This window comes from Fibrobacter sp., from assembly GCF_045112255.1.
Lineage (GTDB): Bacteria > Fibrobacterota > Fibrobacteria > Fibrobacterales > Fibrobacteraceae > Fibrobacter.
The window spans coordinates 13,309-38,662 of sequence record NZ_JBGUHR010000029.1 but is presented as its reverse complement, the minus strand read 5'-3'; the positions used below and the strand labels follow the sequence as shown (position 1 = coordinate 38,662).

Annotated in this window: 19 protein-coding genes and 1 tRNA gene; 7 read left to right on the top strand and 13 right to left on the bottom strand. The window is 49.9% G+C overall.

Annotated features, from left to right (window positions below; translation table 11 throughout):
• Positions 1-70: 70 nt before the first annotated feature.
• Genes ACJMM9_RS03120 through tgt form a run of 3 tightly spaced genes read right to left on the bottom strand, consistent with a single transcriptional unit; the run spans position 71 to position 2,685 of the window.
• Entirely contained in the window at positions 71-580 is a 510-nt protein-coding gene (locus ACJMM9_RS03120; protein ID WP_405323773.1) for a hypothetical protein, read from the bottom strand.
• Positions 558-1,520 (bottom strand): DUF2156 domain-containing protein, encoded by a 963-nt coding sequence (locus ACJMM9_RS03115; protein WP_405323771.1) that lies wholly within the window; start codon positions 1,518-1,520, stop codon positions 558-560. The genes ACJMM9_RS03120 and ACJMM9_RS03115 overlap by 23 nt, the downstream gene beginning before the upstream one ends.
• 22 nt (positions 1,521-1,542) lie before the next feature.
• Positions 1,543-2,685: a tRNA guanosine(34) transglycosylase Tgt gene (gene tgt, locus ACJMM9_RS03110; RefSeq protein ID WP_405323769.1), complete on the bottom strand. Its 1,143-nt coding sequence runs from the start codon at positions 2,683-2,685 to the stop codon at positions 1,543-1,545.
• A 379-nt stretch (positions 2,686-3,064) separates the two neighbouring features.
• Here tgt and ACJMM9_RS03105 point away from each other — a divergent pair, with 379 nt between their 5' ends.
• The gene (locus ACJMM9_RS03105; RefSeq protein WP_405323767.1) at positions 3,065-4,450 is read left to right on the top strand and encodes a TrpB-like pyridoxal phosphate-dependent enzyme; all 1,386 of its coding nucleotides are present in this window, start codon (positions 3,065-3,067) and stop codon (positions 4,448-4,450) included.
• Between the two features lie 122 nt (positions 4,451-4,572).
• Here the strand turns inward: ACJMM9_RS03105 and ACJMM9_RS03100 are convergent, their stop codons facing one another.
• From ACJMM9_RS03100 to ACJMM9_RS03080, 5 genes are all read right to left on the bottom strand, one after another.
• Complete coding sequence (locus ACJMM9_RS03100) at positions 4,573-5,637, bottom strand: sialate O-acetylesterase (RefSeq protein WP_405323765.1); 1,065 nt, start codon at positions 5,635-5,637, stop codon at positions 4,573-4,575.
• Between the two features lie 142 nt (positions 5,638-5,779).
• Positions 5,780-8,071, bottom strand: coding sequence for a DUF6055 domain-containing protein (locus tag ACJMM9_RS03095; protein WP_405323763.1), 2,292 nt, complete (start codon positions 8,069-8,071; stop codon positions 5,780-5,782).
• 154 nt (positions 8,072-8,225) lie between these two features.
• Positions 8,226-9,188 carry a hypothetical protein gene (locus ACJMM9_RS03090; protein ID WP_405323761.1) on the bottom strand — a complete coding sequence of 321 codons (963 nt, stop codon included), beginning with the start codon at positions 9,186-9,188 and terminating at the stop codon, positions 8,226-8,228.
• A gap of 149 nt (positions 9,189-9,337) precedes the next feature.
• On the bottom strand, positions 9,338-12,763 hold the full coding sequence (locus tag ACJMM9_RS03085) for an MFS transporter (RefSeq protein ID WP_405323759.1): 3,426 nt from the start codon (positions 12,761-12,763) through the stop codon (positions 9,338-9,340).
• 49 nt (positions 12,764-12,812) lie between these two features.
• On the bottom strand, positions 12,813-14,189 hold the full coding sequence (locus ACJMM9_RS03080; protein WP_405323757.1) for an aminopeptidase P N-terminal domain-containing protein: 1,377 nt from the start codon (positions 14,187-14,189) through the stop codon (positions 12,813-12,815).
• A gap of 82 nt (positions 14,190-14,271) precedes the next feature.
• Between ACJMM9_RS03080 and ACJMM9_RS03075 the strand changes: the two genes are divergently transcribed.
• The 4 genes from ACJMM9_RS03075 (at position 14,272) to ACJMM9_RS03060 (ending at position 18,152) form a co-directional block, all read left to right on the top strand.
• A complete protein-coding gene (locus ACJMM9_RS03075; RefSeq protein WP_088639645.1) occupies positions 14,272-14,628 on the top strand; it encodes a hypothetical protein in 357 nt (118 codons plus the stop codon).
• Positions 14,629-14,776: 148 nt separating this feature from the next.
• Positions 14,777-15,580, top strand: a complete 804-nt coding sequence (locus ACJMM9_RS03070; RefSeq protein ID WP_254917302.1) for a PhoH family protein — start codon at positions 14,777-14,779, stop codon at positions 15,578-15,580.
• Between the two features lie 11 nt (positions 15,581-15,591).
• Positions 15,592-17,868 carry an HD family phosphohydrolase gene (locus tag ACJMM9_RS03065; RefSeq protein WP_405323754.1) on the top strand — a complete coding sequence of 759 codons (2,277 nt, stop codon included), beginning with the start codon at positions 15,592-15,594 and terminating at the stop codon, positions 17,866-17,868.
• 208 nt (positions 17,869-18,076) lie between these two features.
• A tRNA-Asp gene (locus ACJMM9_RS03060) sits at positions 18,077-18,152 on the top strand.
• 123 nt (positions 18,153-18,275) lie between these two features.
• On the opposite strand, the gene ACJMM9_RS03055 is transcribed toward ACJMM9_RS03060, so the two are convergent.
• From ACJMM9_RS03055 to ACJMM9_RS03045, 3 genes are read right to left on the bottom strand one after another with little or no spacing between them, the layout of a single operon-like run.
• Positions 18,276-19,043, bottom strand: a complete 768-nt coding sequence (locus ACJMM9_RS03055) for a thioredoxin-like domain-containing protein (protein WP_405323752.1) — start codon at positions 19,041-19,043, stop codon at positions 18,276-18,278.
• Positions 19,044-19,066: 23 nt separating this feature from the next.
• On the bottom strand, positions 19,067-19,621 hold the full coding sequence (locus tag ACJMM9_RS03050) for a hypothetical protein (RefSeq protein WP_405323750.1): 555 nt from the start codon (positions 19,619-19,621) through the stop codon (positions 19,067-19,069).
• Positions 19,622-19,629: 8 nt separating this feature from the next.
• A complete protein-coding gene (locus ACJMM9_RS03045) occupies positions 19,630-20,805 on the bottom strand; it encodes a dihydroorotate oxidase (protein ID WP_405323748.1) in 1,176 nt (391 codons plus the stop codon).
• A gap of 121 nt (positions 20,806-20,926) precedes the next feature.
• Here ACJMM9_RS03045 and ACJMM9_RS03040 point away from each other — a divergent pair, with 121 nt between their 5' ends.
• The gene (locus ACJMM9_RS03040) at positions 20,927-22,300 is read left to right on the top strand and encodes a M20/M25/M40 family metallo-hydrolase (protein WP_405323746.1); all 1,374 of its coding nucleotides are present in this window, start codon (positions 20,927-20,929) and stop codon (positions 22,298-22,300) included.
• Between the two features lie 9 nt (positions 22,301-22,309).
• Positions 22,310-22,999: an NAD-dependent deacylase gene (locus ACJMM9_RS03035; protein WP_405323744.1), complete on the top strand. Its 690-nt coding sequence runs from the start codon at positions 22,310-22,312 to the stop codon at positions 22,997-22,999.
• A gap of 99 nt (positions 23,000-23,098) precedes the next feature.
• Here the strand turns inward: ACJMM9_RS03035 and ACJMM9_RS03030 are convergent, their stop codons facing one another.
• The gene (locus tag ACJMM9_RS03030) at positions 23,099-23,443 is read right to left on the bottom strand and encodes an Hpt domain-containing protein (RefSeq protein WP_405323742.1); all 345 of its coding nucleotides are present in this window, start codon (positions 23,441-23,443) and stop codon (positions 23,099-23,101) included.
• Between the two features lie 12 nt (positions 23,444-23,455).
• Positions 23,456-25,186: a putative bifunctional diguanylate cyclase/phosphodiesterase gene (locus tag ACJMM9_RS03025; RefSeq protein ID WP_405323740.1), complete on the bottom strand. Its 1,731-nt coding sequence runs from the start codon at positions 25,184-25,186 to the stop codon at positions 23,456-23,458.
• Positions 25,187-25,354: the final 168 nt, after the last annotated feature.

Here is a 25,354-nt window from a genome sequence, read left to right as displayed (position 1 = left end):
GCAAGCCGCCATCCACGAGTATCCATATTTGTGTTTTTTGAATCAAAAAAATATTACACGACCAAAAATTTCACCCGATGATAGGAAACTTTTCGCGATATTCCTTGATGATATAGGGATGCGTTTTCGCATACTCGTAAATTCTTTGACCAAGTTCCGATTTAACGAGTTCCACAAGTTTTTCACTCGGCGTAGCGCCAATCGTCGGACACGTAGGCGTAAGCGCAATAACAAGTTCGCCGTTCTTATCCATGATTCGAAGCGGCCAAATACTGCAATCGAACGGCTTATCTTCGCCCTTCAAAATGCAACCTTTTTGCGGATCAAGGAATGTGCAGGGAACTTCTTCTTCGGGATTGTCCGTACGATAATTATTTTCGAGAATCAAGCGGCCAAAGCGCACTCCCTGCACCGTTTGAGACATGCGGAACTTGCCCACCACGCCATACTCATTTTCACTGCTTAATTTATCTACAGTTTCTTGTGGAAAAAGAGGCGTTTCCCATAGGCTTTGTCTCCTAAAGGAACAGCAAAACTTGCACGACGCACAAGATGATTTAGAAAGAACTTTGGAGAGCATGGCACTTGTCCAAAATAATGAGCGGATAATAGGAAAGTTTCGCCTTGCGAAGTCCTTCAATATTGACGTCTTCTTCGCGATTGATAAGCTTTGCACTCGTAAGCGTTTCTGCAAACATCTTGTTGATGACCGCATAGCCACCATTGTCCGCATATTCGCCAATGACCTTTTCAAAATGGATATCCCAGACTCCGGGAGCAATTTCAGAAGCCATTGTCATGCCAACAGGCTCATTTTTCACATAAAGTATAGCCCCATTCAAGCCTAGAGCGTCAAAGTTTTTTAGAGATTCTTCAATCGCACAAAATTCTAACATACGCGACTTTTCATCTGTAGACCGTTCTGCCCAAGCAGCCTCTTCGCATTCACAAGTCGGTTCACAAGGAAACTCGCCAGACATAGAATTTTGCAACCACTTTTTCTCGATTTCGAGAGCATCCGCAAGGTTATCAGCGGTAATTTTACGCAATTCGTAATGCTCGTAAGTGCGGCTAAATTTCGAGATGTGGTTTCGCTTTTTGCGATACATATTCCCTGCAAGAGTCGCAAGGCTTTCCGCAGAATAAATGTAATCGCTATCGCCGCGATCATTTTCAAAACGAATGGACTTTTTAAAATAATCTAAAAGGATATGTGCTCGGGTTTCATCGACCAAGCAAAATTCCAGCGGACGCCCAGATTCTTTTGCATCCAGAACAATGGCGTCAAGCGCTTCACGCGGATCTTCCGCACCAAGCGGGAATGCATAACCGCGACGGCTCCCCTCGCCTTGATAATAGCGGAAGAGGAATCCATTCTGCACCGCCATCAACGTGCCGTATTTTTTGCGCCACAAGAAAAGGCTTGCAAACGCAGCATCGCTTCCGATATAACCGGATTCTGCCACCGCCCTCGCCACATTTTCTCGATCTGAAAGTTCTGGAATTCGAAATTCTAGCATACTTTCAATTTATAAAAAAAAACTACTCAGCGCTCTGCTGCAAAATCTTGATTTGCTCGTCCGCCCATTCTTCAAAGGTATCGTCAGCGATATGAGCCTTGACGTCCTTCATCAAGTGGATGTAGAAATGCAAATTGTGAATCGTCGCAAGCGTCCAGCCAAGCGGTTCCTTTTCCTTGAACAGATGGCGAAGGTAAGCGCGACTGTAGTTGCGGCAGCAATAGCAATCGCAGTTCGGGTCGAGCGGCAAATCATGCTGGTGCGCAAACTTTGCACCCTTGTAGCGGAGCACTCCACGGCTCGTATAAACTAGTCCATCCTGAGCATTTTTCGCAGGCAAAATGCAATCGCACATATCCACGCCGCGCTTCACAAGTTCAAGCAAATTCCACGGCGTTCCCACACCCATCACATAGCGGGCGCGGTCTTCGGGCAACAAGTTTGTACAAAAGTCCGCGATTTCATACATCGTTTCGACAGGCTCGCCAACAGAAAGTCCGCCCATTGCATAACCATCCGGCTCAATTTCCTTGAGCGCCTCGATAGACTTCTGTCGCAATTCCTTGTGCATACCGCCCTGCACAATTCCAAAGAAAAATTGCGGGTAGCCGTGAATCGGCGGATTTGCCTCCAGCCATTCCTTTGCCTCACGCGTCCACTTGAGCGTGAGCGCAAGCGACTTTTCAGCCTCTTCGACAGTACTCGGATACGGCGTACATTCGTCAAACGCCATGATGATATCCGCACCGATTTCACGTTGCGCGTTCATCACACTCGCCGGAGTGAACAAATGACGAGAGCCGTCCAGCAAACTCTTGAACTGGACGCCTTCTTCGGTAATCTTCCGGAACTGTTTTAAGCTCCACACCTGGAATCCGCCGCTGTCCGTAAGCATCGGCTTATTCCAACTCATGAACTTTTGCACGCCGCCCGCCTCTGCAATCAGCTTTGTACCCGGTCGCAAATAGAGGTGGTACGTATTCGCCAAGATGATTTCTGCATCAATTTCGCGGATATCGCGGCTCGTAAGCCCCTTGACCGTCGCGGCAGTGCCCACCGGCATAAAAACAGGTGTTGTCACATCGCCATGCGCCGTATGGACAACGCCAAGACGCGCCTTGGACTTTGCAGATTTCTTTAACAGTTCAAAAGGATTTTCGTTCACGAAACCAAAAATAGAAATCTTCTCGCCGTTACGATTTTTCGAGTTTCGGCTTTCGGTTTCGCGGGGTCAAATGGCGCATTGCGCTTTTCCCCGTATGTGTGGGCAAAACCCTCTGGCTTGCAGAAAGGGTATGCTCAATTTTGTTTTCGCCAAGAGGACGAAACTGTCCCGTTAAGAGATTGTGGTCAATGGCCATAGGAGCTCCTAATGTTTATGATGGTGATAGAAACAATATATTAAAAAATTTTAAAATTTCAAGAAAGCACACCCCTCAATCAAGGTTAATCTTATACACAGGTCTTTTTGCACAAGTGCTGTTGTCAACGCAAATTCGATTTAATATAATTGGATGCGGTTACACAAATTTAAAGGATACAATATGAGAAACTCGCTCAAGATTGATGGTCAGGTCAAGACTTATCTCCACGAAGATGAACTCCCGAAGGCATGGTACAACGTCCGCGCCGACATGAAGAAGAAGCCCGCTCCGCTTCTGAACCCGGCAACCGGCAAGCCGGTGACCTTCGAAGACCTGCAGCCCGTTTTCTGCGACGAACTCATCAAGCAGGAACTCGATAACGATACCGCTTACATCGAAATTCCGGAAGACATCCGCACATTCTACAAGATGTACCGTCCGTCTCCGCTCGTTCGCGCCTACTTCCTCGAACAGGCTCTCGGCACTCCGGCACACATCTACTACAAGTTCGAAGGCAACAACACCTCGGGTTCTCACAAGCTCAACTCCGCTATCGCTCAGGCCTACTACGCTAAGAAGCAGGGCCTCAAGGGCGTGACGACTGAAACGGGTGCAGGCCAGTGGGGCACCGCCCTTTCGATGTCCAGCGCCTTCTTCGGACTGGACTGCCAGGTTTACATGGTGAAGGTTTCTTACGAACAGAAGCCATTCCGCCGCGAAGTGATGCGCACTTACGGTGCATCCGTCACTCCGTCCCCGTCCATGACGACCGACATCGGCCGCAAGATCAACGCTGAATTCCCGGGCACCACGGGTAGCCTCGGTTGCGCCATTTCCGAAGCTGTGGAAGCCGCTGTGAAGCAGCCGGGTTACCGCTACGTTCTCGGTTCCGTGCTGAACCAGGTGCTCCTCCACCAGTCCGTCATCGGTCTCGAAACCAAGGCCGCCCTCGACAAGATTGGCGTGAAGGCCGACCTCATCATCGGTTGCGCTGGCGGTGGTTCTAACCTCGGTGGTCTCGTGAGCCCGTTCATCGGTGAAAAGCTCCGTGGCGAAGCCGACTACGATATTCTCGCTGTGGAACCGGCAAGCTGCCCGAGCTTCACTCGCGGTAAGTACGCTTACGACTTCTGCGACACCGGTAAGGTCTGCCCGCTCGCCAAGATGTACACCCTCGGCTCTAGCTTCATTCCGTCTGCAAACCACGCTGGTGGCCTCCGCTACCACGGCATGAGCAGCATCCTCTCTGAGCTCTACGATCAGGGTCTCATGCGCGCAACGTCTGTCGAACAAACTAAGGTTTTCGAAGCAGCAAAGCTCTTCGCCCAGACCGAAGGTATCCTCCCGGCTCCGGAATCCAGCCACGCTATCCGCGCAACGATCGACGAAGCCCTCAAGTGCAAGGAATCTGGCCAGGCCAAGAACATCGTGTTCGGCCTCACCGGCACGGGTTACTTCGACATGGTGGCCTACCAGAAGTTCAACGACGGCGAAATGGCCGACTACATCCCGACGGATGAAGACATCGCCAAGAGCCTCGCACAGTTGCCAAAGGTTGAAGGCTAATTCGCGCTTGTCATCCTGAGGCGAGATGCCGCGAGGCATCGAGTCGAAGGATCCAGTCACATTCCAACATTTCAAAAACGTCCAGCACTCGCTGGACGTTTTTCATTATAACCATAACAATTCTACTCTTTCCGTCCGGTCAAGCGGTAGCGATATTCTACACCGTTTTTCTTGAATCGCACGAACAAACTCTGTTCACGAGAATCATAGAAAAGTCTCGGTAAATGCGATTCCACGGCGCGTACAACAGGCATATTCCGAATAGCGCTTGTACTATCCGACGCGCTCGAATCACGCCCTGCCGAATCAGGAGGCACAACCTTCGAAGAATCTGTTTTAGAAGTATCAGGGGCCGGTTCCTGAGCCTTAAGCAATTCGAGCATTTTTTCGGCATAGCGTTCGCCCAAAGTCTGGTAGCCATCGCGAGTGAAATGCAGCGTATAGTTCGGTTCCTTAATCGCAGGGCAACCCTCCGCCGATATCACATAACCATTCGGAATCAAATCTGCGGCCTCTTTCACAGCATCGTTTCGCCAGCCCAAATCGCCCGTAGGCGCAAGCTCCCCGAGCAAAATCGGAGTCTTTTCAGGGTCCAGTTCCAATTCTTCAATGAACTGGTCATAAACCTTCTTGACGCGTTCAGGCCAGTCTTTCATCTGATAATCCGCTTCGCCCTGATGGAAAAGAAATCCCTTAATCACACCTTTCTGCTTTGCGATTTTTCCCATTTCGACAACGCGCTTGTGCAAATCGCCGCCGTATTCGTCGAGATACTGAATCCACCAAGTATCGCCCTTGTTCTTAGCATTTTGCACATAGGACTTGTTGCGGTCCTTGTCGAACAGGTCAATGCTCTGCCCACCAATTGCCACGTTCGCAACCGCCACAGTAATGCTGTCCGGAAGTTCCTTGATCATTTTGCGACCAAAGAAATCGACGATGCCCACCTTAGATTGGCTGTGCCCCATCGGAGGTGCAGCCGGATAAAGCTCGCCTACTTTCTGGTTGGAATGATTGCCCGCCCGAAGCACCAAGAAACGCGGATTCGTTTGACGATCCGTATCTGTAATGGTCGCCTGCCCCGACATATTGGACTGCCCGTAAGCGAGGTAAATATGCAAGTTCGGGTCCTGAGCAAAACTTGCCGTACCCAAAACGGCAAGCGACATCAGAATTTTCTTTATCATTTTGTACTCCAAATTGAAACCCAAAACAAAAATCCCACCCATATTATTATAACCAAAAAGAAACCCCATTTCGAGGTTTCTCTAATTTATTTTATTGCCAAAACGACAAGAGGCCGCGCATTTTACATCAGAAATGGCGATTTCACCTTACATTCACGCGAATCATGCGTTGTGAACGACTTGTACGAACAAGGTACATTCCTGCGTTGAATCCTGATGCACGGAGCGATTTTTGCAATGTTTTGTTGTCAAGCGCACCGCTTTCAGACGCAAAGATTTTCGCAAGGCCAAGGTGTCTACCGTTCAAATCAAACACATCAAGAGATTCATTCGAAGCATTTTGCGAAAGAATCCCTAACCCGCGCTGTTCATAGGCATTTCCAAAAGCAATCCCCGTTGTAGGCCCAGGATCTGTCTGCGAGGAATCATCCGCAATCGCATACCACTTGGCATTTTCTATGCTTGCAGTCGCATCCGTCGGAGGCGTCGTGAGGTTTGCGCCGTAATTCGCATTATTGAGCATGCCATCATCCACCATGCCGTAGAAAACACCCTTGGAAATATCCTTCGAAAAATTGTTTTCAAGGTCGCCACGCAATTGCGCCGTTCCACTCAACTTTTTGCCAGAAACCGCCCACATCACGCCATAAACCTGCGCATTATCCGTCACCGTCGAATTCACAATCAGCGAAAGCGCACCGACTTTGGCCTTGCCACTAATCGTTCCGCTCACAAGCCAAGCATCATCTTCAAGCACGGCATCATCGCCAATCGTGCCCGCAGTCACAAGTGCGCGTCCACGTACCACGGCATTACCGCTAATCGTTCCGCCATTCACGACGGCAAAATCTTCAATGCGGGCATTCCCCGAAATAGTACCGCCATTCACAACAGCATCAGGCCCCACATAAGCCGTCGCGTCAACTTTAGCCTTGCCACTCACCCAGCCGCCACCATTGCTATGTTGTGTATAACCAGAAGCAGTTGTTCCGTTAAAGCCAGCCGGTTTCCAGAAATCTTTCGTATAACCTTCAGGTACTCCGTTCACAACTTCAATCATGTACGGATAGCGATAAATGCTGTAATAGAACTGGTCCCAAAGAATCGTCTGCATTTCGGTTGGCGTTGCCGTCACTGCAAGCCACAAAGCTTTATCACTTTCCTTCGTTTCGATTTCAAGATTGAATCCCGTTCCATGTTTCATTTCGCTGTAACGCGGTGTGCCATCAGCACCTTCCGCCACCAAGCCAACCGTCCAACCCGATGCTGGATCAGGCAATTTGTCCGGTGCGTAATTGCACCACTTGTAAGTTTTGCCCTTGTAGTAATCCGTGTTATCGCCAAAGCAAGTGTAGCCATTGACCGTCGGCTTATCCTGCACAATGCCACGGAACTTGACCGTCACCTTTCCTGCCGAATCTGGATAAATGCGCACCAGGTTGTACCCCCAGCGCTGCGGTGCCCAGTAGCTCGGCGAAATGTAACGGTCCGCGCAATCTCCGACAGCATCCTCGCATTTCATCTTATTCAGCATGGTCACACGCGAATGCCTGCGATACAGATCGCCCCAGCCATCGTGCGTTCGACGAGTCTTGAACTCATAATCGCCCCAGGACTTTTTATACAAAGTCTTCTTTGCCGGGGCGTACTCAAGCGTGGCGTTCTTCATCGCGAACTTGCCAAACTGATCATTCAGCTGTTCCAGCGTCCAGCTGTAAACCATCATCATCGCACTAAACGGGGTCTGTTCCATGCGACCGTCTTCGCCATCGCGAATCGATTCCATCCAGATGCGGTTGACTTCATGAGCGCCTTTATTGCCACCGCCAAATTCTTCCTTCAAATGTTCCAGGAACTGCCAGTTGCAATAACGGTCGCGCGTAGAACCGTAATAAAGGTACGGATAATTGATCAAGTACTCTGCGCAATGGGCATCACCCGGATTGAACTGATGCGCCATCCAGTTTGCATGCGATTCCGCCATCCATCCCGCATGGCTATTGTTGCCAAGCCAGCCAGCAACACCTTGCAATCCATGCGCAAATTCGTGCGACGTACCCCAGTAATCCTTCAATGAACCTACGCCAATCCACATGCCAGGTCCATACTCGCCATTCAACGCTTTCACATAATCCTGGCCGCCATAAAGCGCCGCCATCACGGAATTATCGTACACGTAAATATTGCTCTTGAGCTTTTTATCCGGGCTTTTCGGGAAAGGCAACATCCAGCCGAGCGAATCGATGTAGAACGAATACACCTTTTCAAGCGATTGGAGTACGCCGTCAGCATCCGAAGTCGGAATTGAGACATTGTTTACCGAGCCATCGTCTGCCGTCGGTTTCTTGCATACTTCAAAATGTTCCGATGAACGAATCAGCGTAAAGCCGTTGTCTTCGCACTGCGGGACCCATGTCACATCAGCAAACGACATAACGGCCGCGACACAAATAATCTGCGGAAATTTCATACCACCACCCATCAACAACCCTAGAACATTCTAGGTATTCCTAATATATATTCTCGCCCCCTCATGCGCAAGAATCAACTAGCAAATTGTTGTCTTTGGACAACCCGCTTGGGGTTACTTATCGGCCCAGTTTCTTGAAGTCAGGATGGATAAACATGCAATTGGTGTCTTTGGGTGCTGCGCGATAGAGCTTCAAATCAACCGTAAAGAAGCCTTCGGTCTTTGCACTCACCGACCAGCGGCTCCCGGCAGGGCAATCCTTGACGTCCTTGTTCAATGTCGCCGTAAAGCGGCTTCCCGTCACGCGATACGTAAAGTAATCCGTCGTAAGAGAATCCGGCATCTGGAGCGCCTTCGGTCCACCTATTGCCTTATTCTTTGCAAAATAGGATTTCTGAGCACGAATGTAAAACAAAGCCTGTTCCGTCAGTTCATCGGTCACGGCCTGCGAACCGCCAAAAACACTGACCGTCGAGCAACCGCGCACACCGAATACAAGAACAAGAATAAAAACAATCGAGCATCCAATAAAGATCCAATATTTCACCTGAACTTTTTTTATCGCAGCTACAGCCTTTTTGCACCAAGCAACTATTTTGCCCCACAGCCTCTTAATACCTTTCGATACACTCTTGAACTTTTTCGAGACTCCCTTTCCACTAATGACAGGATGCGGAGCATCGCTAGCCACAGAGGTTACAGCAGCCAAGCCCCCCTGCCACTTGAGGAGTTTCATCGCCACAAGCACATGGCAGAACTGCTTCGGAAAAGCAAGGCCAAAAGCAGCGACAATAAAGAGGACAATACTCAAAATAAATAGAGCAAGCAAGCCCTTATTTGCATACGGGAGCAAGTCTTTTACTTGATCCAAAAGATCCAGGAGCTTTTTGACAGAAGAAAAGTTTTCGGAGGCGAACCGAATCATGAACGAATCCGAAAGGCCTCGAGCTGTCCGTACGGCATTGTTCGCCATTCCATAGACCGTCGTCAGCACACGTTCCATCGTAAAGACGAACATGCCAAAAATTGCAATCAACGACGCAATCAAACGCGCTGTACGTACAGGGGTTAAACCTTTCATTTGTTTTTTCCTTCTTTTCAGCAGCTTTTGATAAACAGCAAAAACCGGCATCAAAAATTCGGAATTAGGAAGTAGGAATTAGGAACTATCAAATTTGGCGGTTCAGCTTCAATTATTTTAATTCCGAACTCCGAATTCCGCATTCCTAACTACTTCTTCTCCACCAGTTCCTTCGCCATCTTCTTTGCGGTCACGAAGTCAGCCTTGCCAGAACCAAGCTTCGGCATCACATCGACGTTAAACGCTGCGGACGGAAGCATGAGAGGCGGCATACCGCTCGCGCGAAGTTCCGAAAGCACGTCCTTCGGATCCTTTTCGCCCTGGTACAAGAGAACAATCTTTTCGCCCTTCGTAGCATCCGGGATGGCCGTAACAACATAATCGCATCCCTGCAATACCGGCGTATCCTGGATCTTCTTTTCGACAGCACCGAGGCTGATCATTTCGCCACCGAGCTTTGCAAAGCGGCTGTAGCGGTCCACGATCGTCAAGAAACCGTCTTCATCGAGATAGCCCTTGTCACCCGTACGGTAGTAACGAACGCCATCCTTCAGCACAATCACGCTCTTCGTGCGGTCAACATCCTTGAGGTAACCCTTCATCACCTGGCAGCCACCAATGAGGATCATGCCCGCTTCGCCCGTCGGCAAAGGTTCATTCGTCTCGGGGTCCACAATCAGGAACTGCGTTCCCGGAAGTGCAGGGCCTACAGTTCCCGGCTTGTTGTTCACCTGCAACGTGGTGTAGTCGTCGAACAACGTATTTTCCGTATTGACAGAAGCCACCGGGGCTGTTTCTGTACAGCCGTAACCTTCGTAAATTTCCTTACCGAACTTGAGGCGGAACGCCGTCGAAAGTTCCGGACGGAGCGCTTCAGCACCGGCAATAATGATACGCACAGACTTGAACATCAACGGATGCACATAACGGCTCACCGTAAACGCACGCAAGAACGTCGGGGTCGCCACCATGATCGTCACCTTGAATTCCGCACAGACTCGGGACATCGTCTTCACGTCAGTCGGGTCAGCCACAGCCACAATCGGGCAGCCTTCCGTAAGGTTCAAGAGCGTCGTCACTGTAAGGCCAAAGCTATGGAACAGCGGGAGTTCCGAGAGCATCACATCGCCACGGCTCACATTCAAGATGCAAGCGAGCTGCTGGATGTTGCCCATCATGTTGCGCTGCGTGAGTTCCACGCCCTTCGGCGTTCCTTCGGAACCTGAGCTGAACACGATAACAGCATTGTCATCCATAGAACGATGCTTCACGAAAAGAAGGCGAATCAACCAGCTCGGCAAGATCATGCAAAGCACGAGGAAAGCCGCAATTTTCACCTTCGGAATTTCCTTCATCATGTCTTCAGCATAGAGCAGACGCACCTTGTCCGAAGCCACCTGCGAATAGTCGTTGCCGCGTCCTTTCAACTTTTGAACAAACTGACGGCTCGTAATAACCGTCGCACATTCGGCGCGGTCGCAGCAGAACTTCACGTTATCGACAGACGAAGTATAGTTCAAGTTCACGTTCGTCTTGCCGAGAACCCAGAGTGCAAGGTTCACGATCACACCGGCAGGGCTCGGCGGAAGCATAATGCCCACATTCTGTTCATGCTTGCCAAGCGTCTTCTTGAGGTAGCCTCGGAACGCCATCACAGCGCCCATCAGCTTGTAACCCGAGAAGTGAGCGCCATCCGGGCTATAAATTGCAGGACCGTTCTTCACGTACTTCTTGTATGTGCGGATCCAGCTATCGGCAATCGGGTGCACGAACGAAACAGCATAATTCCACGCATCAATCGAAATACGGCGAAGTATAGCACGAATCTCGTTCGGCGGAGTATCGGCCGGAAGCGCATCACCGAAGGCAACCGTCACGGAACGCTCTGCAGAGGCTCCAAACATGTTCGAAGAACTGTAACTATAGTTCGTGCCCCACAAACCCTGGATGTAGAACGGAATCACCTGAGCCTTCGTTCCATCCACTGCGGAAGAATAATCAATCGTAAACGGATCCACATGCGGAGACTTCGACACTTCGCCCGACGGGAAGATCACGACAGCCTTACCCGCGAGGAGCGCTTCATGAATCTTGTCCATTGCAACCTTGGGATTGCGGTTATCGATGCGGATCATGCCAAGGCGCTTCAATACAGCACGCAAATACCACTTGTCGAAATGGTCCTTGTTGCTTGCAATGCAAAGCGGACGCGGAGAGGCCATCTGCACCATAGCCCAGTCAATAAAGCTGTGGTGGTTACCGACCAAAAGGATCGGACCTTCGTTCGGGATGTTCTGCACGTTCAAGACGCGGATTCTATAGCGGCTGAACACAAAGCGAAGGAGCGTTCTCAGCATGGCCTGCGGCAAGTTGTAAATCGACCAGACAAACACACCCACAGAAATCACGGCAAGGCCAATGAAGTAATACTGCGGACGAATATCGGTGTCGCGGACCATCATCGTGAACACGAACAGGAACACCACAAGCACAAGAGCCTGGATCAAGTTCGCAAGAGCGATCACGGAACCGGAATTATTCGGACGCGTGTTGTACTGCAACAGCGCATTCACCGGCACAAGGATAAGTCCACCAAAGAAACCGGTCAAGGAGTAAAGAAGCACGAGGGCGACCGGATGCACAAGGAACGGCACGAGGAACATGCAAATCGAAGCACCAAACATGCCAAGCGGAACAAAGCCCGATTCAATAAAGTCCTTGGAGAAATGAGCAGCTACAATCGTACCAATCATGAGGCCCACAATCGCAAACGACATGTAGTCCTGCATCATGTCCACGGTCGAAGAACCGGAAACGTCCTGATACACAAGAACGAACACCTGAGCCAAAGCCCAGAACATCGAAAGCGCTATAATCGAAGCTCGCAGCGTGGGCACACGGAAACCGAGACTCAAGTGGCGCTTGACCTTGTCAATGCTCACATTCAAGTCTTCGTACTTCACACGCGGGATCATGAAGTTAGCGACCGTACCAAGTACGCTCACCGCCGTCAAGATCCACGGAATCACGACGGACTTTTCCGTAATGCGGCGTACAGCTTCGTAGGACACCAGCTGGTCGAGGTTAATGAGGTTCACGCCGACAATCGCAAGCCAGGATGCCGCGATAATACCGCTAATGCTGAAGATCTGGAGGAACGCGTTCGCATAGCTCAGATTGCGCACACCGAACATTTCCTTGATAATGGCGTACTTAGCCGCACTGTGGATCGCAAATCCGCAGCTAAGCCCGATCGAGAGCCAGAATGCGATTCGCGGGTAATCGACCGTCACGAGCACAGACTGCGCGATCACAAACAGCGTCATCATGAGCGACGACCACGCCATCACCTTGTTCTTCGAGAACTTATTGGTGAAGAACCCCGCAAAGAACACCATCAGCACGTATGGCGCGAGGAAGAAGATTTGAAGCATGAAGTTCTGCCAGATGATACCATCCTTCGCAAAGAACGATCCCGACAGAATTTTCTGGGCGTAAATAAACACACCCGCCTGAACAAAAGCTGTTGCAAGGATAGATAAGAAGAATCTTACAGAACCTTTAACTTTCCACATTTACAAAACCCTTTTTTGCAAAATGTCCTTTTGTCAAAAGATAGAAAAATCACTTCATTAGCGCCTCAATATCCCCTACAGTGCGCGGAATATGCTCTGAAATATTTTCAAAACCGTTTTTTGTAATAATTAAATCATCTTCGATGCGGATGCCGATACTTTCGCGGTAACGCTTGCCGTCAATTGTCGCCGTAAAATCTCCATACAGCCCCGGCTCGCAAGAGATGAGCATCCCCGGCTTAAGAACCACATCCAGGGAACGGGAACCCGGGTCGCCCTCATGGATATGTTCCCCGATAAAGTGGCTCACCCCATGCGGCCTCTTGTCGTACAAGAGCTTGAAACTCCCCTTCGCCCCCTTTACAAGGCGGCGATCGAGTTCCATCATGATGAACTCCCAGCAAATCATGCCGATTTCCTTGAGGGCAACACCCGGACGCACCACACGCTGGTACACCTTTGCCGATTCGAGCACGATTTCGTACAACATTTTTTGAAGCGGATCAAACTTGCCGTTGACAGGGATCGTACGCGAGATATCGCTGTGGAGCGTCCCGAACCGCACACCAAAGTCAAAGAGCACAAGTTCGCCATCGCGCAATGGCTCGTCGTTCTTCACGTAATGCAGGCAGCAGGCATTCTTACCGCCCGCAATGATCGTCGGGAACGCAAGGTCGCCATCGCCACGACGCTGCATCTCGTAGTTGAGGAACAGCGCCACATCGCGCTCGGTCTTCATGTTCTTCATCTCGGGCAAAAGCGCTCGGAAAGCCTCGTCCGTGATCTCTTGCGCTACGCGGGCATCGGCGATACGTTCCGGTTCCAGCACCAGGCGGTCTTCGAAGTGCATGTCGGCACAGCTCTTGACGCTCAACTTATAGCGGCGGAGAACCTTCTTCAAATCGTTCTTGAGCTTTTCGTTGTGGTCGCCCTTGAACTTCTCGTAATAGAACGCATAAGCATGGTCCACCGCATTCTTGCCGTTCGCATATTTTTTCGCAAGCGACTCGACGAAATCCCAAAGCTCTTCAACCGGTCGGACATCTTCTACGCCAGTCAAGCGGGCAACAACATTCTCGCCCTCTACAAAGCCAAGGCGCTTGCCGTTCCAGAATTCCTTGAACGGGTCCTTACGCAGCACAAAAAGCGTCGAACGCAAAGCGCGCGGGTCAAACACCAGATAGCAGCCCGCCTGGTTCACGCCCGTCAGGTACAAAAAAGCCGGATCCTGCACAAAGCGCGTCCAGGTTTGAACAAAGGCTTCCTCGCCCCCCGGTTCAACAGTCATCCCGGCAAAAACACAAAACGAATCCATTTTTTTCATCAAGGACAAACGCCTTTTCGCATAAATTTTCTTGGAATCGTAATTTTTGGACGACAAAAAGACCTGAGAGTAGGCCTGAGCGTCATTTTTTCGTGATTGCATAGTCAAATTTTACCTTTTTTAACATTTTTTCTGCCACAACTATATATATTTTAGCCATCAAAGACTAGAATGGAGCTTAATAATGTCTCTTAAAAAATGGAATTTAGTTCTCGCCTCTCTTTCTGTAGCACTTTTCACGGCTTGCGCAGGTTCTTCTAACTCTGGCAGCAGCGATACAGGCTATACGGGAAGCAATGAATCCGCTTCTGAATCCTCTTCTTACACGGGTTACAATGAAAACCAGGCCGAAGCAGCCAAGCCGGCAGCACAGGCCAAGAAGGAACCGCCCAAGGAAGTCATCAACGAAAAGACTCTGAAGAAGACTCAGGACGAAGCCGTTGCAGCAAACGAAGACAACCACAAGCTCCGCAAGGAAATCTTCGAGGCCAAGACCAAGCTCGGTCTCCCAATTCAGCAACCTTCTACAGATGAAGAGTAATATAAGGCATTACTCACTGTCTGACAACCTGAAACGAGTTATTTCAGGCGAACGTGAAACGGTTTTCCGGTTATTGGAGAGCCGTTTTTGCGTTGAAATACGCACAAGACTTCCGGGGCTAGATCTAGTTCCTCAAGAGGGTGCGGACATGTCAGGCGTACTTTCGGTACTCGACCAGCTCAAGATCGCCGCGCGCAACGGCGAAATTCTAGACGCAAGCCAGCTAGAACGCATGCTCGGCCCCAAAGAAGCCGCCGAAACGAGCTACACCGAACTCATTCCCGACAGCCCCGTCTTTAGGAACAGGTTCGGCATCAGCGTTTCCGCAAAGACGCCCGCACAGGCGGAACTGGTCAAGGCCGTCGAGAAAAACGATATCATATTCGCGAAGGGCCCCGCAGGCACAGGCAAGACATTCCTTGCCGTAACGCTTGCCGTCGCAAGCCTTGAACGCGGCGAAGCCGAACGCATCTGCCTTGTGCGCCCCGCCGTCGAAGCCGGCGAATCGCTCGGTTACCTGCCTGGCGACCTCAAAGAGAAAATCGCCCCCTACCTCCGCCCGATCCACGACAGCCTATCCGAACTCCTACCCGCAGAAAAGCTCAAGCGCTACGAAGAAACGGGCGCCATCGAAGTCGCTCCGCTAGCCTACATGCGCGGTCGAACGCTCAAACGCGCGTTCATCATCCTGGACGAAGCGCAAAACACAACCATCGCCCAGATGAAGATGTTCCTCACCCGACTAGGCCCCCACAGCAAGGCCATTATCACAGGCGACACAAGCCAGATCGATCTTGCCAAAGGCCAGACATCCGGTCTCGAACACGCGATGAAAATTCTCCAGGGGATTCGGGGGATTGCCGAAGTCGAATTTAGCGCCACTGACGTCCTTCGTCATCATCTTGTCAAGGACATTTTGCTAGCTTACGAACAGAACGAGCAAAAAAAATAGAAGAGAAGTAAATGAACAAGAAAGAGAAAAAAATTCATCTGTTTATTGGCTGGATTCTTTTAATCCTCATCGCCATTCTCTTATTCCCGGACAAGAATATCGCACTCCGTGCCGAGCGTCCGCACTTGGGACAGCTCAGTACAAGGACGATTGTCGCCCCGTTCAAGTTCGAAGTCCCAAAGACCGAACAGGAAATCCAGAACGAGAAGGCCCGCGCCGCCGACAAGATCAACGCCATTTTTGAGTTCAACGCCGACGAAACGAATCGACAACTGAGAGAACTACAGCAGTACCTCAAGAAGCTCGAACAGTACGGCAAGATGCAGGCCGTCATCAGCAGTAGCAGGGATGATGGAAGCGCCTCCATGCAAGAAAAAATCAAGGAAGCCTCAAGCATCTACGATCAGCTCAAGCAGAGACTCTCCATCACAGCCATCAAGCCCTTAAGCACAAACGCCGTCGCCCGCGATTCCTTGATGTCCGTATTCTACCAGATGATGCAGAAGGGCGTATCAAACACGCTCCTTGCCAAAACAGAAACTGAAGTATCTCTATTCTGCAACAGCTACAACATCAAGCAGATCAAGAACATCATCTACAACAAGCCAAACATTTCGCTCATCAAGGACAACGAAGAAAGTACACTTGAAATTAGCGAAATCCAGCCAATGCAGCGCCGTATCGACGAAGCATTCAGCCAGTTGCAGAGTTCATTCTCCTCGGAACAGGGTCTACAGAGCGCCTTCTACGAAGCGCTTTACGTATTCACAAGCCCGAACGTATTCTATCTCGAAAAAGAAACTGAAGCCCGCAAGCTCGACGCGAGCAACAAGGTCACGCTGATCAAGGGCATGGTTCCTCGTGGCATGGAAATCGTAACGCAGGGCGCCCCAATCACCAAAGAGATCCTTGAAAAGATCGATGCGCTCCAGATGGCCCAGCAGAACGAAGAAAACTCGAAGATGCTCACGGCACCTTACGGTAACGTACTCGTCTTTGTCATCATCATTACGCTCCTTATCATGTTCTGGCTCTACACTCCGACGCGCACCATGTTCAAGACGCCGCGCCAGCTGTGGAGTCTCATGTTCCTTACGCTGTTGCAACTTCTCGCCTTCTGGATTATCCACAACCTCTCGGGTACACTCAGCAGGCCAGAAAGCATCCTCCCCGACGCCATCGACTTCATGTGGCTGTATCCCATTACATTTACCCCCGTGATTGCCGTCGTGCTCTATGACGCCCGCATGGGCCTTGCATTTGCCACATTCTCCGCCGGATTCTACGGAATCCTGAACGGCTACGACCTTGCGGCTACACTTACAAGCCTGGTCGTGAACATCGCCGTGATCGCCCCTCTTTTCCGCATGCGCTACCGTGTGCAGTTTGCCTGGAGCATGATCGCTGGTGTCATTGCAGCCGCTGCATCCATAAGCATCATGCTACTCCTGCGCAACAGATTCAATTTCACGACGTTCTACCAGACACTCATCGCTGCAAGCGCAAACATCATCATCTTCACCGCAGTCGCATCCGTGCTCTTGATCCATGTCGTCGAGAAAGTATTTAGCATCACGACCGTGCTTACGCTCATGGAAATGTCAGACTTCAACAGGCCTGCCCTCAAGCGCATTTCGGAACTCGCCCCCGGCACGTTCCACCACAGCATCCAGGTGTCAAACCTCGCCGAAGGCGTCGCCGAAAGCATTGGCGCAAACTCGCTCCTCGTCCGCGTGATGGCGCTCTACCATGACCTCGGCAAGACGATGCGCCCCGAATACTTTACGGAAAACCAGAAGCAAGGCGTAAACCCACACAATAACCTGGACCCGTACCAGTCCGTCAAGATCCTTACCGGACATGTCACCCAGGGAATCCTTCTTGCCAAGGAATACAAGATTCCGGAGCTTGTCGCCACAGGCATCCAGGAACACCACGGCACGACTCTCATCAAGTTCTTCCACCACAAGGCACTGGAGCTTTCAAAAGAAACGGGTAAAGAAGTAAAGGAAGAGGATTTCCGCTATAAAGGACCGCGTCCGCAGAGCATGGAAACTGCAATTCTCATGCTGGCAGACGTCATCGAAGCCACAAGCCGTTCCATGGCAGATACATCTTCAGAAGCTCTTGAATCCATGATCCACAAGACGATTCTCGACAAGTTCATGGACGGGCAGTTCAACGAAAGCAATTTGTCCGTAAAAGAACTTTCCAAGCTCGAAGAAGCATTCCTCCACAGTCTCGACGGCACGTACCATACACGTGTCAAATACCCTGGACAGAGATAGACGAGAGAACGGCTCTAAGAGCCTACAGAAGAGAGACTAGAGCGTCATGCCCGCCGGAGCCTGTGCTGAGCGCAGTCGAAGTAAGCGGGCATCTCTTTTTTAAAGAGAAAATCAAAAAAATTAAATAAAAACACCGATATCCCTTGACGCACGAATAAAATCTTTTTATATTTGGTTCGTTCGGTTGAAAGACCAGAACAAGACCACTGGGGTGGTAGCTCAATTTTGGTTAGAGCACCGGCCTGTCACGCCGGAGGTTGCGAGTTCAAGCCTCGTCTATCCCGCGAAGAAAGCTTCTCAATGAGAAGCTTTCTTTTTTTATTTCCAGAATACATTAGCGCGATTCAATCAAGATTACTACAAAAAAAAGGCGGACACGTCCGCCCCAATTACTAATCTGGAACCAACTACTTTTCCAGAACTTCAAGAACAAGTTTTTCAAGCATTTCGAAACTCGGCGCACCGCTCCATACGCGCTTGATATAGCCATTAGAATCGAGAAGCATGAGTGTCGGGACCGCATGAATCCCGTAACGGCGCCAGAGCCCCTGATCCGCATCGCGATAAAGCGGATACGGTGAAGCATGCTGCTTCTTGTAGAATGCAAGGAGCGGCTTTGTCTGCTCGGACGAGATTCCAATGATTTCGAGTCCCTGGCTAGAATACTTGTTGTACATTTGCTCGAGCACGGGAAGCGTCTTGCGGCAAGGGCCACACCAAGTCGCCCAAAAGTCGAGAAGCGTCGCCTTCGGGGCCTCTTGCCTCTTCTCGCCGTTCTTGTAGAAGTTCTTGCCAAACGAAGCCATCTTGCTTCCGATTGCAGACCCCGTGAGACTCGAGATATCATCCGGGCGTTCCGTAAGCGTTACCGTGAGCGGGATGCGCTTGCCATCGCGTAAAATTTCGATAGCCACATGCGAACCTACGGACGCGCTTTTCAGGACATTCTGCATCTGAGCCACATTGACCAGATCCTTGCCGTCAAAGCCAATGACCAAGTCTCCTGCAACAACGCCAGCCGAGAGGCAGCCCGATTCAGGATGCACCCCCGAAACAAGAAGCGCCAAATGATTTTCGTAAAGTGACTTTTTATAAATAAGCCCAAGCCAAGGTCCAGCAAACGCAGAAACAGACAAGAAAGAAATAGCAAGAATTGCACGAACGATTTTAGACATTGAACAACCTCTATAGTGCCTTATTAGAACAGATAAAAACCAATATTGAGACCGGCCGTAAAATGGGCCTCTCGATTGACAAATTCACCACCCTTTTCAACAAGCGGCTTGCCGATAATATAACTTGCAAAGATTTCTATTCGGCTTAAAAAACTCGCATTTTTGAAAAACAGAATATCACGGCCATATCCAAGTGTTACTCGCGGCGGGAAATAGCTTTGGTCATCACGTTCAAACGAAATAAAAGAAACGCCCAAGCGCAAAAAATCGTCTTCGCGAGCACCACGGAAAAAGAATCGCCAATCCGCACCAATTTCAAGATAATCACCTGAAAACATCGCCACGCCAAACAGGTCCACCGAATGGCGCTTATGAAAGCGATACTCGCCACTCAGCAAAATGCCAGGATGCACGGAACCCAGGTAGTAAACGAGTTCCAGCTCACCGCCAAACGAGAACGACGAGAGCGAATCTGACGCCGGAGCATCTTCGTAGGGCTGCTCGATAAAGTATCCAGCGAACGACTGGACACTCACAAGCAAAAGCGCTGCGATGAATATCTTAAGGCTCCGGACCATCAGCGTGATTAACCCTTCGGATTCTTGGCGTCGTAATCGGCGAGAGTCTTGTAACCGTCTTTCGAGAGAGCTTCTTCAAGTTCCTTGCGCATCGCATGGGCCGCCATCCAGCGAAAAGCGACCACAGAGTAGCACTGCACAGCATCGACACCGAGCTTGATGAGGTCGTAAATTTTGTAGCCGTGGTCAATGCCACCGCAAGCTATCACGCTCATCTGCGGGTAATGTTCACGAATAAACTTGACGTTACGCACCGTATTTTCGTAAAGCGGGCGGCCAGACATGCCACCGCGATCGTTATCAGCACGGAGCGGCGTCAAATCGTCATACTTCACGTGGACCGGGAGATCCCGAACCTTCTTTGTCGGGTACGTATTGCCCATGACAACGCCGTTCACGCCCACCTTCACCAGCATATCCATGATGGTCGCCGTGTGGTTTTCGGGCATATCCGGGCTGAGCTTTGCATAAATGGCCTTGCGGACCGGCTGCTTGTTGCGGTAATCCGTGATGGCCGTAAAAATTTTATTGACAAGCGTCATGTCGAGATCGAGGCGGTTCTCCCCCGTATTCGGGCAGCTCAGGTTGATTTCGACATAGTCTGCCACGCGGTAAGCGATAGAGAAACTTTCGACAATGTCCTTTAGCTTTTCGTTTTCATCCGTGATACCCGGCGTTTCGGCAACGGAGATGCCCACGCACATACCTGCCCTGTGAGCTGCGGTAATCTGAGTATCCACGCGACGCGTCACCGCATCGACACCATCGTTGTTGAGGCCCATGCTGTTATGAATTGCACGGTCATTTTCAATAAAACCGATACGCGGTCTGTGCGTGTTTCCCACGCGGACGTGGCGTGTTGCCGTTCCGACGGAGATGCCGCCAAAGCCCATGTTGGCAAAATCGCAAATGCGTTTCGCCGTCTTGTTTGCACCAGCCGCAAGCATAATCGGGCAACCGAAATGGAGCGGATTCGAACCGTCCGCAAATGTCACCACGCGATTCAGAGTCTTGCTCAAGTCCGGGCGACCACCCATGAACGGGATAATCGGGGCAAAGCGAGCCACATGCTTCAGGGAATCATGGCGAAATTCAGGATTGTTGTGGAAAATGCGGCGAATCAGCGCAAGAACACGGTCGCTTACGCGCATGTAATATTCGTGGTTGATGCAATTATTACTCATGAGTAGTAAAATAGAAAAATCCGCCACTAAAGACAGCCCCGCAAGGCTTATAGAACCAACAAACCACCAATTGCCACGCCATAAAAAATTTTATAATTCTTACTAGACAAGAGAGTAAATTATGCAAAATCAAATCAAGAAAGATATTCACGAAAACATGACGCGCTACATCGACATGCTTTCGAGCCTGGTTGCCATCCCCTCCATCAGCTTTGACAATTTTGACCAAAAGTATGTTTTAGATTCCGCGAACGCCGTAAAGGCGATGTTTGAAAAAGCGGGACTCACGAACATCCAGTTTTTGATGCCGCCAAGCGGACGCCCGAGTGTTTACGCCGAAAGCCTTACAAGCCCGGACAAGCCGACCATCCTTTTGTACGCGCATCACGACGTGCAGCCGCCCATGCGAGAAGCATTGTGGGACACGCCTCCGTTTACAGCCACGCAGAAAGGCGACCGCCTCTTTGGACGCGGCACCGCTGACGACAAGGCAGGCATCATTGTGCACCTCGCCGCACTTGAACAGGTCCGCCGCGAGCTCAAGGGCAATGGTCCGAACCTCAAGTTCATCATCGAAGGCGAAGAAGAATCCGGAAGCGCAGGCTTCGAGAAGATTCTCACGGAACATGCAGAACTCTTGAAAAGCGACGCCGTCATTATCGCAGACCTCGGAAACTTCGCGAAGAGGACACCGTCCATCACGACGACGCTTCGTGGCATGAGCGCCATCAACGTCACGCTCCGTGCGACAAAGGCCCCGCTCCATTCCGGCTCGTGGTCCGGCCCGATTCCCGACCCAGCACAGGCGCTTTGCCGCATGATTGCAAGCCTTACCGACAAGGACGGCAAGATTCTCATCCCGCATTACGAAGACGACATTATCCCGCCGACAAAGGAAGAACTCGAATCTTACAAGTCGCTTGGCATGACCGAAGAAATTTTCCGCAATGACGGCGGTGTTCTTGAACAAGTGAAATTGAACGTTCCCGAAGACGAAATTCTGCTTTCGCTGTGGCGCCGCCCGAGCATCATCGTGAGCACGATTGAATCTGGTTCGCGCGTGAACGCCGGCAACGTATTGCAAGACAGCGCCTATGCAAGAATCGGCATCCGCCTTGCTCCCGGCATGGACGCCGTGAAATGCACCGACATGCTCGCCGACTTCCTCAAGGCCCAAGTTCCGAACAACTTGGAAATCACCATCGACAAGGAAGACGGCGCCAATCCGTTCACGACCGACACGAATCACCCGTTCTTCAAGAAGATGAGCGAAGCCATGGCGGACGCTTACGCCTCCCCCACCAAGTTCATTGGCTGCGGCGCAAGCATCCCGGGCGCAGAACTTTTCCGCAACACGCTCGGCAACGTTCCAATTTTGCTCACGGGCCTCGAAGACCCGGAATGCAACGCCCATGGCGAAAACGAAAGCCTTTACCTGCCCGATTTCGAAAGCGGCATCGTCGCAGAAGCGCTTTTCTTTGCATCCATTTCGTAAGGAGGATCTATGAAACGTAAAAGACTCGTCGTACTGACAGGCGCTGGAATCAGCGCGGAATCTGGCCTCCGCACATTCCGCGGAAACGACGGCATGTGGGAACACGAAAACATCGAAGACGTCTGCACGCCGGAAGCTTTGCAGCGCGACCCGAAGCGCGTCAAGGACTTTTACAATTTCTTGCGAAAGGGACTCCCCGAACATAAGCCGAATGCGGCGCACATCGCGCTTGCCAAGCTCGAAGAGCGCCTCGGCGACGAGTTCTTGCTCGTGACGCAGAACGTCGACGACCTCCACGAACGTGGAGGAAGCAAGCGCGTTTTGCACATGCACGGCGACTTGATGAAACTCCGTTGCACAAAGAACGAGCACGAATTTGAATTTACCGGTGAAGAAACATTGGACACAAAATGCCCGATTTGCGGAAGCCCCGTGCGCCCGGACATTGTGTTCTTCGGCGAAACGCCATTGTACATGGACGAAATTCAAGAAGCTCTAATGAACTGCGACGAGTTCGCCTACATCGGCACAAGCAGCGTCGTGTATCCAGCGGCAGGATTCAAGAGCTTTGCGCACTCGTACGGCGCAAAAGTCACCTGCTTAAATCTGGAAGCGCCCTATGGCGACCCGTACACGGACGTCGTCATTCAAGGGAAAGCGACCGAAGTCGTTCCCAAGTGGTGCGAAGATTTCAAGTGATTAGTAGACAGTAGGAAGTAGGCGGTAGGAAGTGACCGTAAGCTAAAAGGTGCTTCGAAAATTGCGCGGGTCAGTTCACATCACAGCCCACGCATTTTTTTATTCATTACACAATTTTCCAAGTTCATCGCGCTTTTCGAGAAGCTTGGCCAAGAGTTCGCTGTAATCCATTTGCGTACGATTGCGCAGATGCTCCGTTATTTCAACGGCAATCGCATAAAGCGGCGTAAGCGAGAGGTTCCCGAGAACGCCCTTTAGCGCATGTGCCGCTTCAAACGCTCCATCCAAATCCTTAGATTCCAGCTTTTGCTTAAGCCTGTCAAATACGGCATCATCAGGAATTGTCATTACAAGCTTCAAGTACAGAGCCTCGTTTCCAAAACAGCGAGCGAGACCTTCGGCGGCATTAGCACCAAATGAATTTAATTTTTCAATAGTAATCACGTTTTATGTTTCCTATTTTTGGGCTTCACCTTCGAAGAACGAGACAAAGTCTTTTGGTGGAACTGGTTTTGAGAAATAAAAGCCCTGGATAATTTCACATCCCAATTTTTTCAAAGTTTCTAACTGAGATTCCGTTTCCACGCCTTCGGCAATCGACGGCACATTCAGGAACTTTGCAATATCGATAATAAGCTTGACCAGTTTGAGATTGCGCTCATCCTTTTCCATATTGCGGATAAAAGACATATCGATTTTCAATATATCAACAGGAAGCGATGTAATCATATTCAGCGAGGAATATCCAGCACCAAAATCATCGATTTCAATGCGAAAGCCTTTCTGACGCAATCTCTCAACAACTTCGATTAGACGACCCGTATTTTCAGAATAGGCGCTTTCCGTCACTTCGAGCATAAGCTCTTCTGGAGAAAGCCCATTTTCATGGCGGACACGTTCTAATTTCACTTCCAACTCGGGATCGAGAATATTCATTCTCGACACATTTACAGACACAGGAATAGAAGTACCAAATTCCTCTTTCCAGCGCCGGACCTGAGAAGCAGCCTCATGCCAGACATAATTATCCACTTTCTGGATAAGCCCATTCGATTCGAACAACGGAATAAAATCAGACGGGCTGACAAAGCCAAGTTTTGGGTGTTCCCATCGCACAAGAGCTTCGGCACTTGCAAGACGCGGCTTAGAGCCTACAATATTGTACTTGGGCTGATAATAGACCTTCAAATTCTTATTGGCAATAGCATCGTCCAAGTCGTGAATCAGCGTTTCTTCAAAGACATACTTTGCATGTAATTCATTATTGTAATGAGCAAAGGACTTGGTAAAATCACCTCGATTTACATTGCACGCAATCTTTGCACGGTCAAACCAGGCTTCTATTTCAAAATCGCGACTGACATTTTCCCAGATTCCATAACGAATGCGGATGTTGTTCATCTGGAAGAAATTGGAAATCACCGAATCCATTGCCTTGCGGAAATTCGAGTAATCTTCTTGATGAGGAGCAAAAACATAGAAAGTATCCGCATCTGCTCGACAGGCAATCGCATTCATTGCAGCAAGTTCGGCTTTTAAAGTCTTACCAATTTTCGAAAGCACAAAATTGCCATAAGGACGTCCGCAAAATTCATTGACTAAATGGAATTGCTCAATATCAAGAACAAGAGCGTCACGAGGAATCTGCTTTCCCCAAAGTTCCATCTGGCGGATATATTCAAAGAAATAATCCTTGACAAAAAGTCCCGTGATACTATCGCGTTCTGTACGGCGAATTATGCTTTTGTCTTCGAAGAGTTCGACAATTCTTTCGCAGCGCGCTAAAACAACTTCAGGAAGGTTAAAAGGTTTCTTAATAAAATCTGCGGCACCGAGCTTAAGACACTTGATTTCAAATTCATTTTCCGATGTCATCACCACAACAGGGATGCGTTTCAACCTATCGTTATTCACGCGCCGCTCCAGAAATTCGATTCCGCCCATAACAGGCATCATCAAATCCAGAAGAACGAGCGAATAAGCAGCATCAGGCTCCATAAGCTTATCTAGGGCAATCTGCGCATTCTCCGCATACTCAACAGTATACGTTCTGGAAAGCATATTTCCCAGAATTTCGCGGTTAATGAATTCATCGTCTACAATAAGTACACGACGCCGGATAGCCTCTTCCTGTCTATTTTTTTTCATTTGTATCGCGCATTCCATTTTGCTGTCAAATTTAAACAATAGTCGTCACGAAAAAACATGTTATTTTTACTATTTTTTCAACTACTAAAATTGACATATTGTGTCATCGATAATATTTTTATTACATTTTTACGCCATAGCTAACATTTTTCTTACAATGTCAACTTTCTACAATATGTTATTTATATTTTTGCCCACTTGGGATAA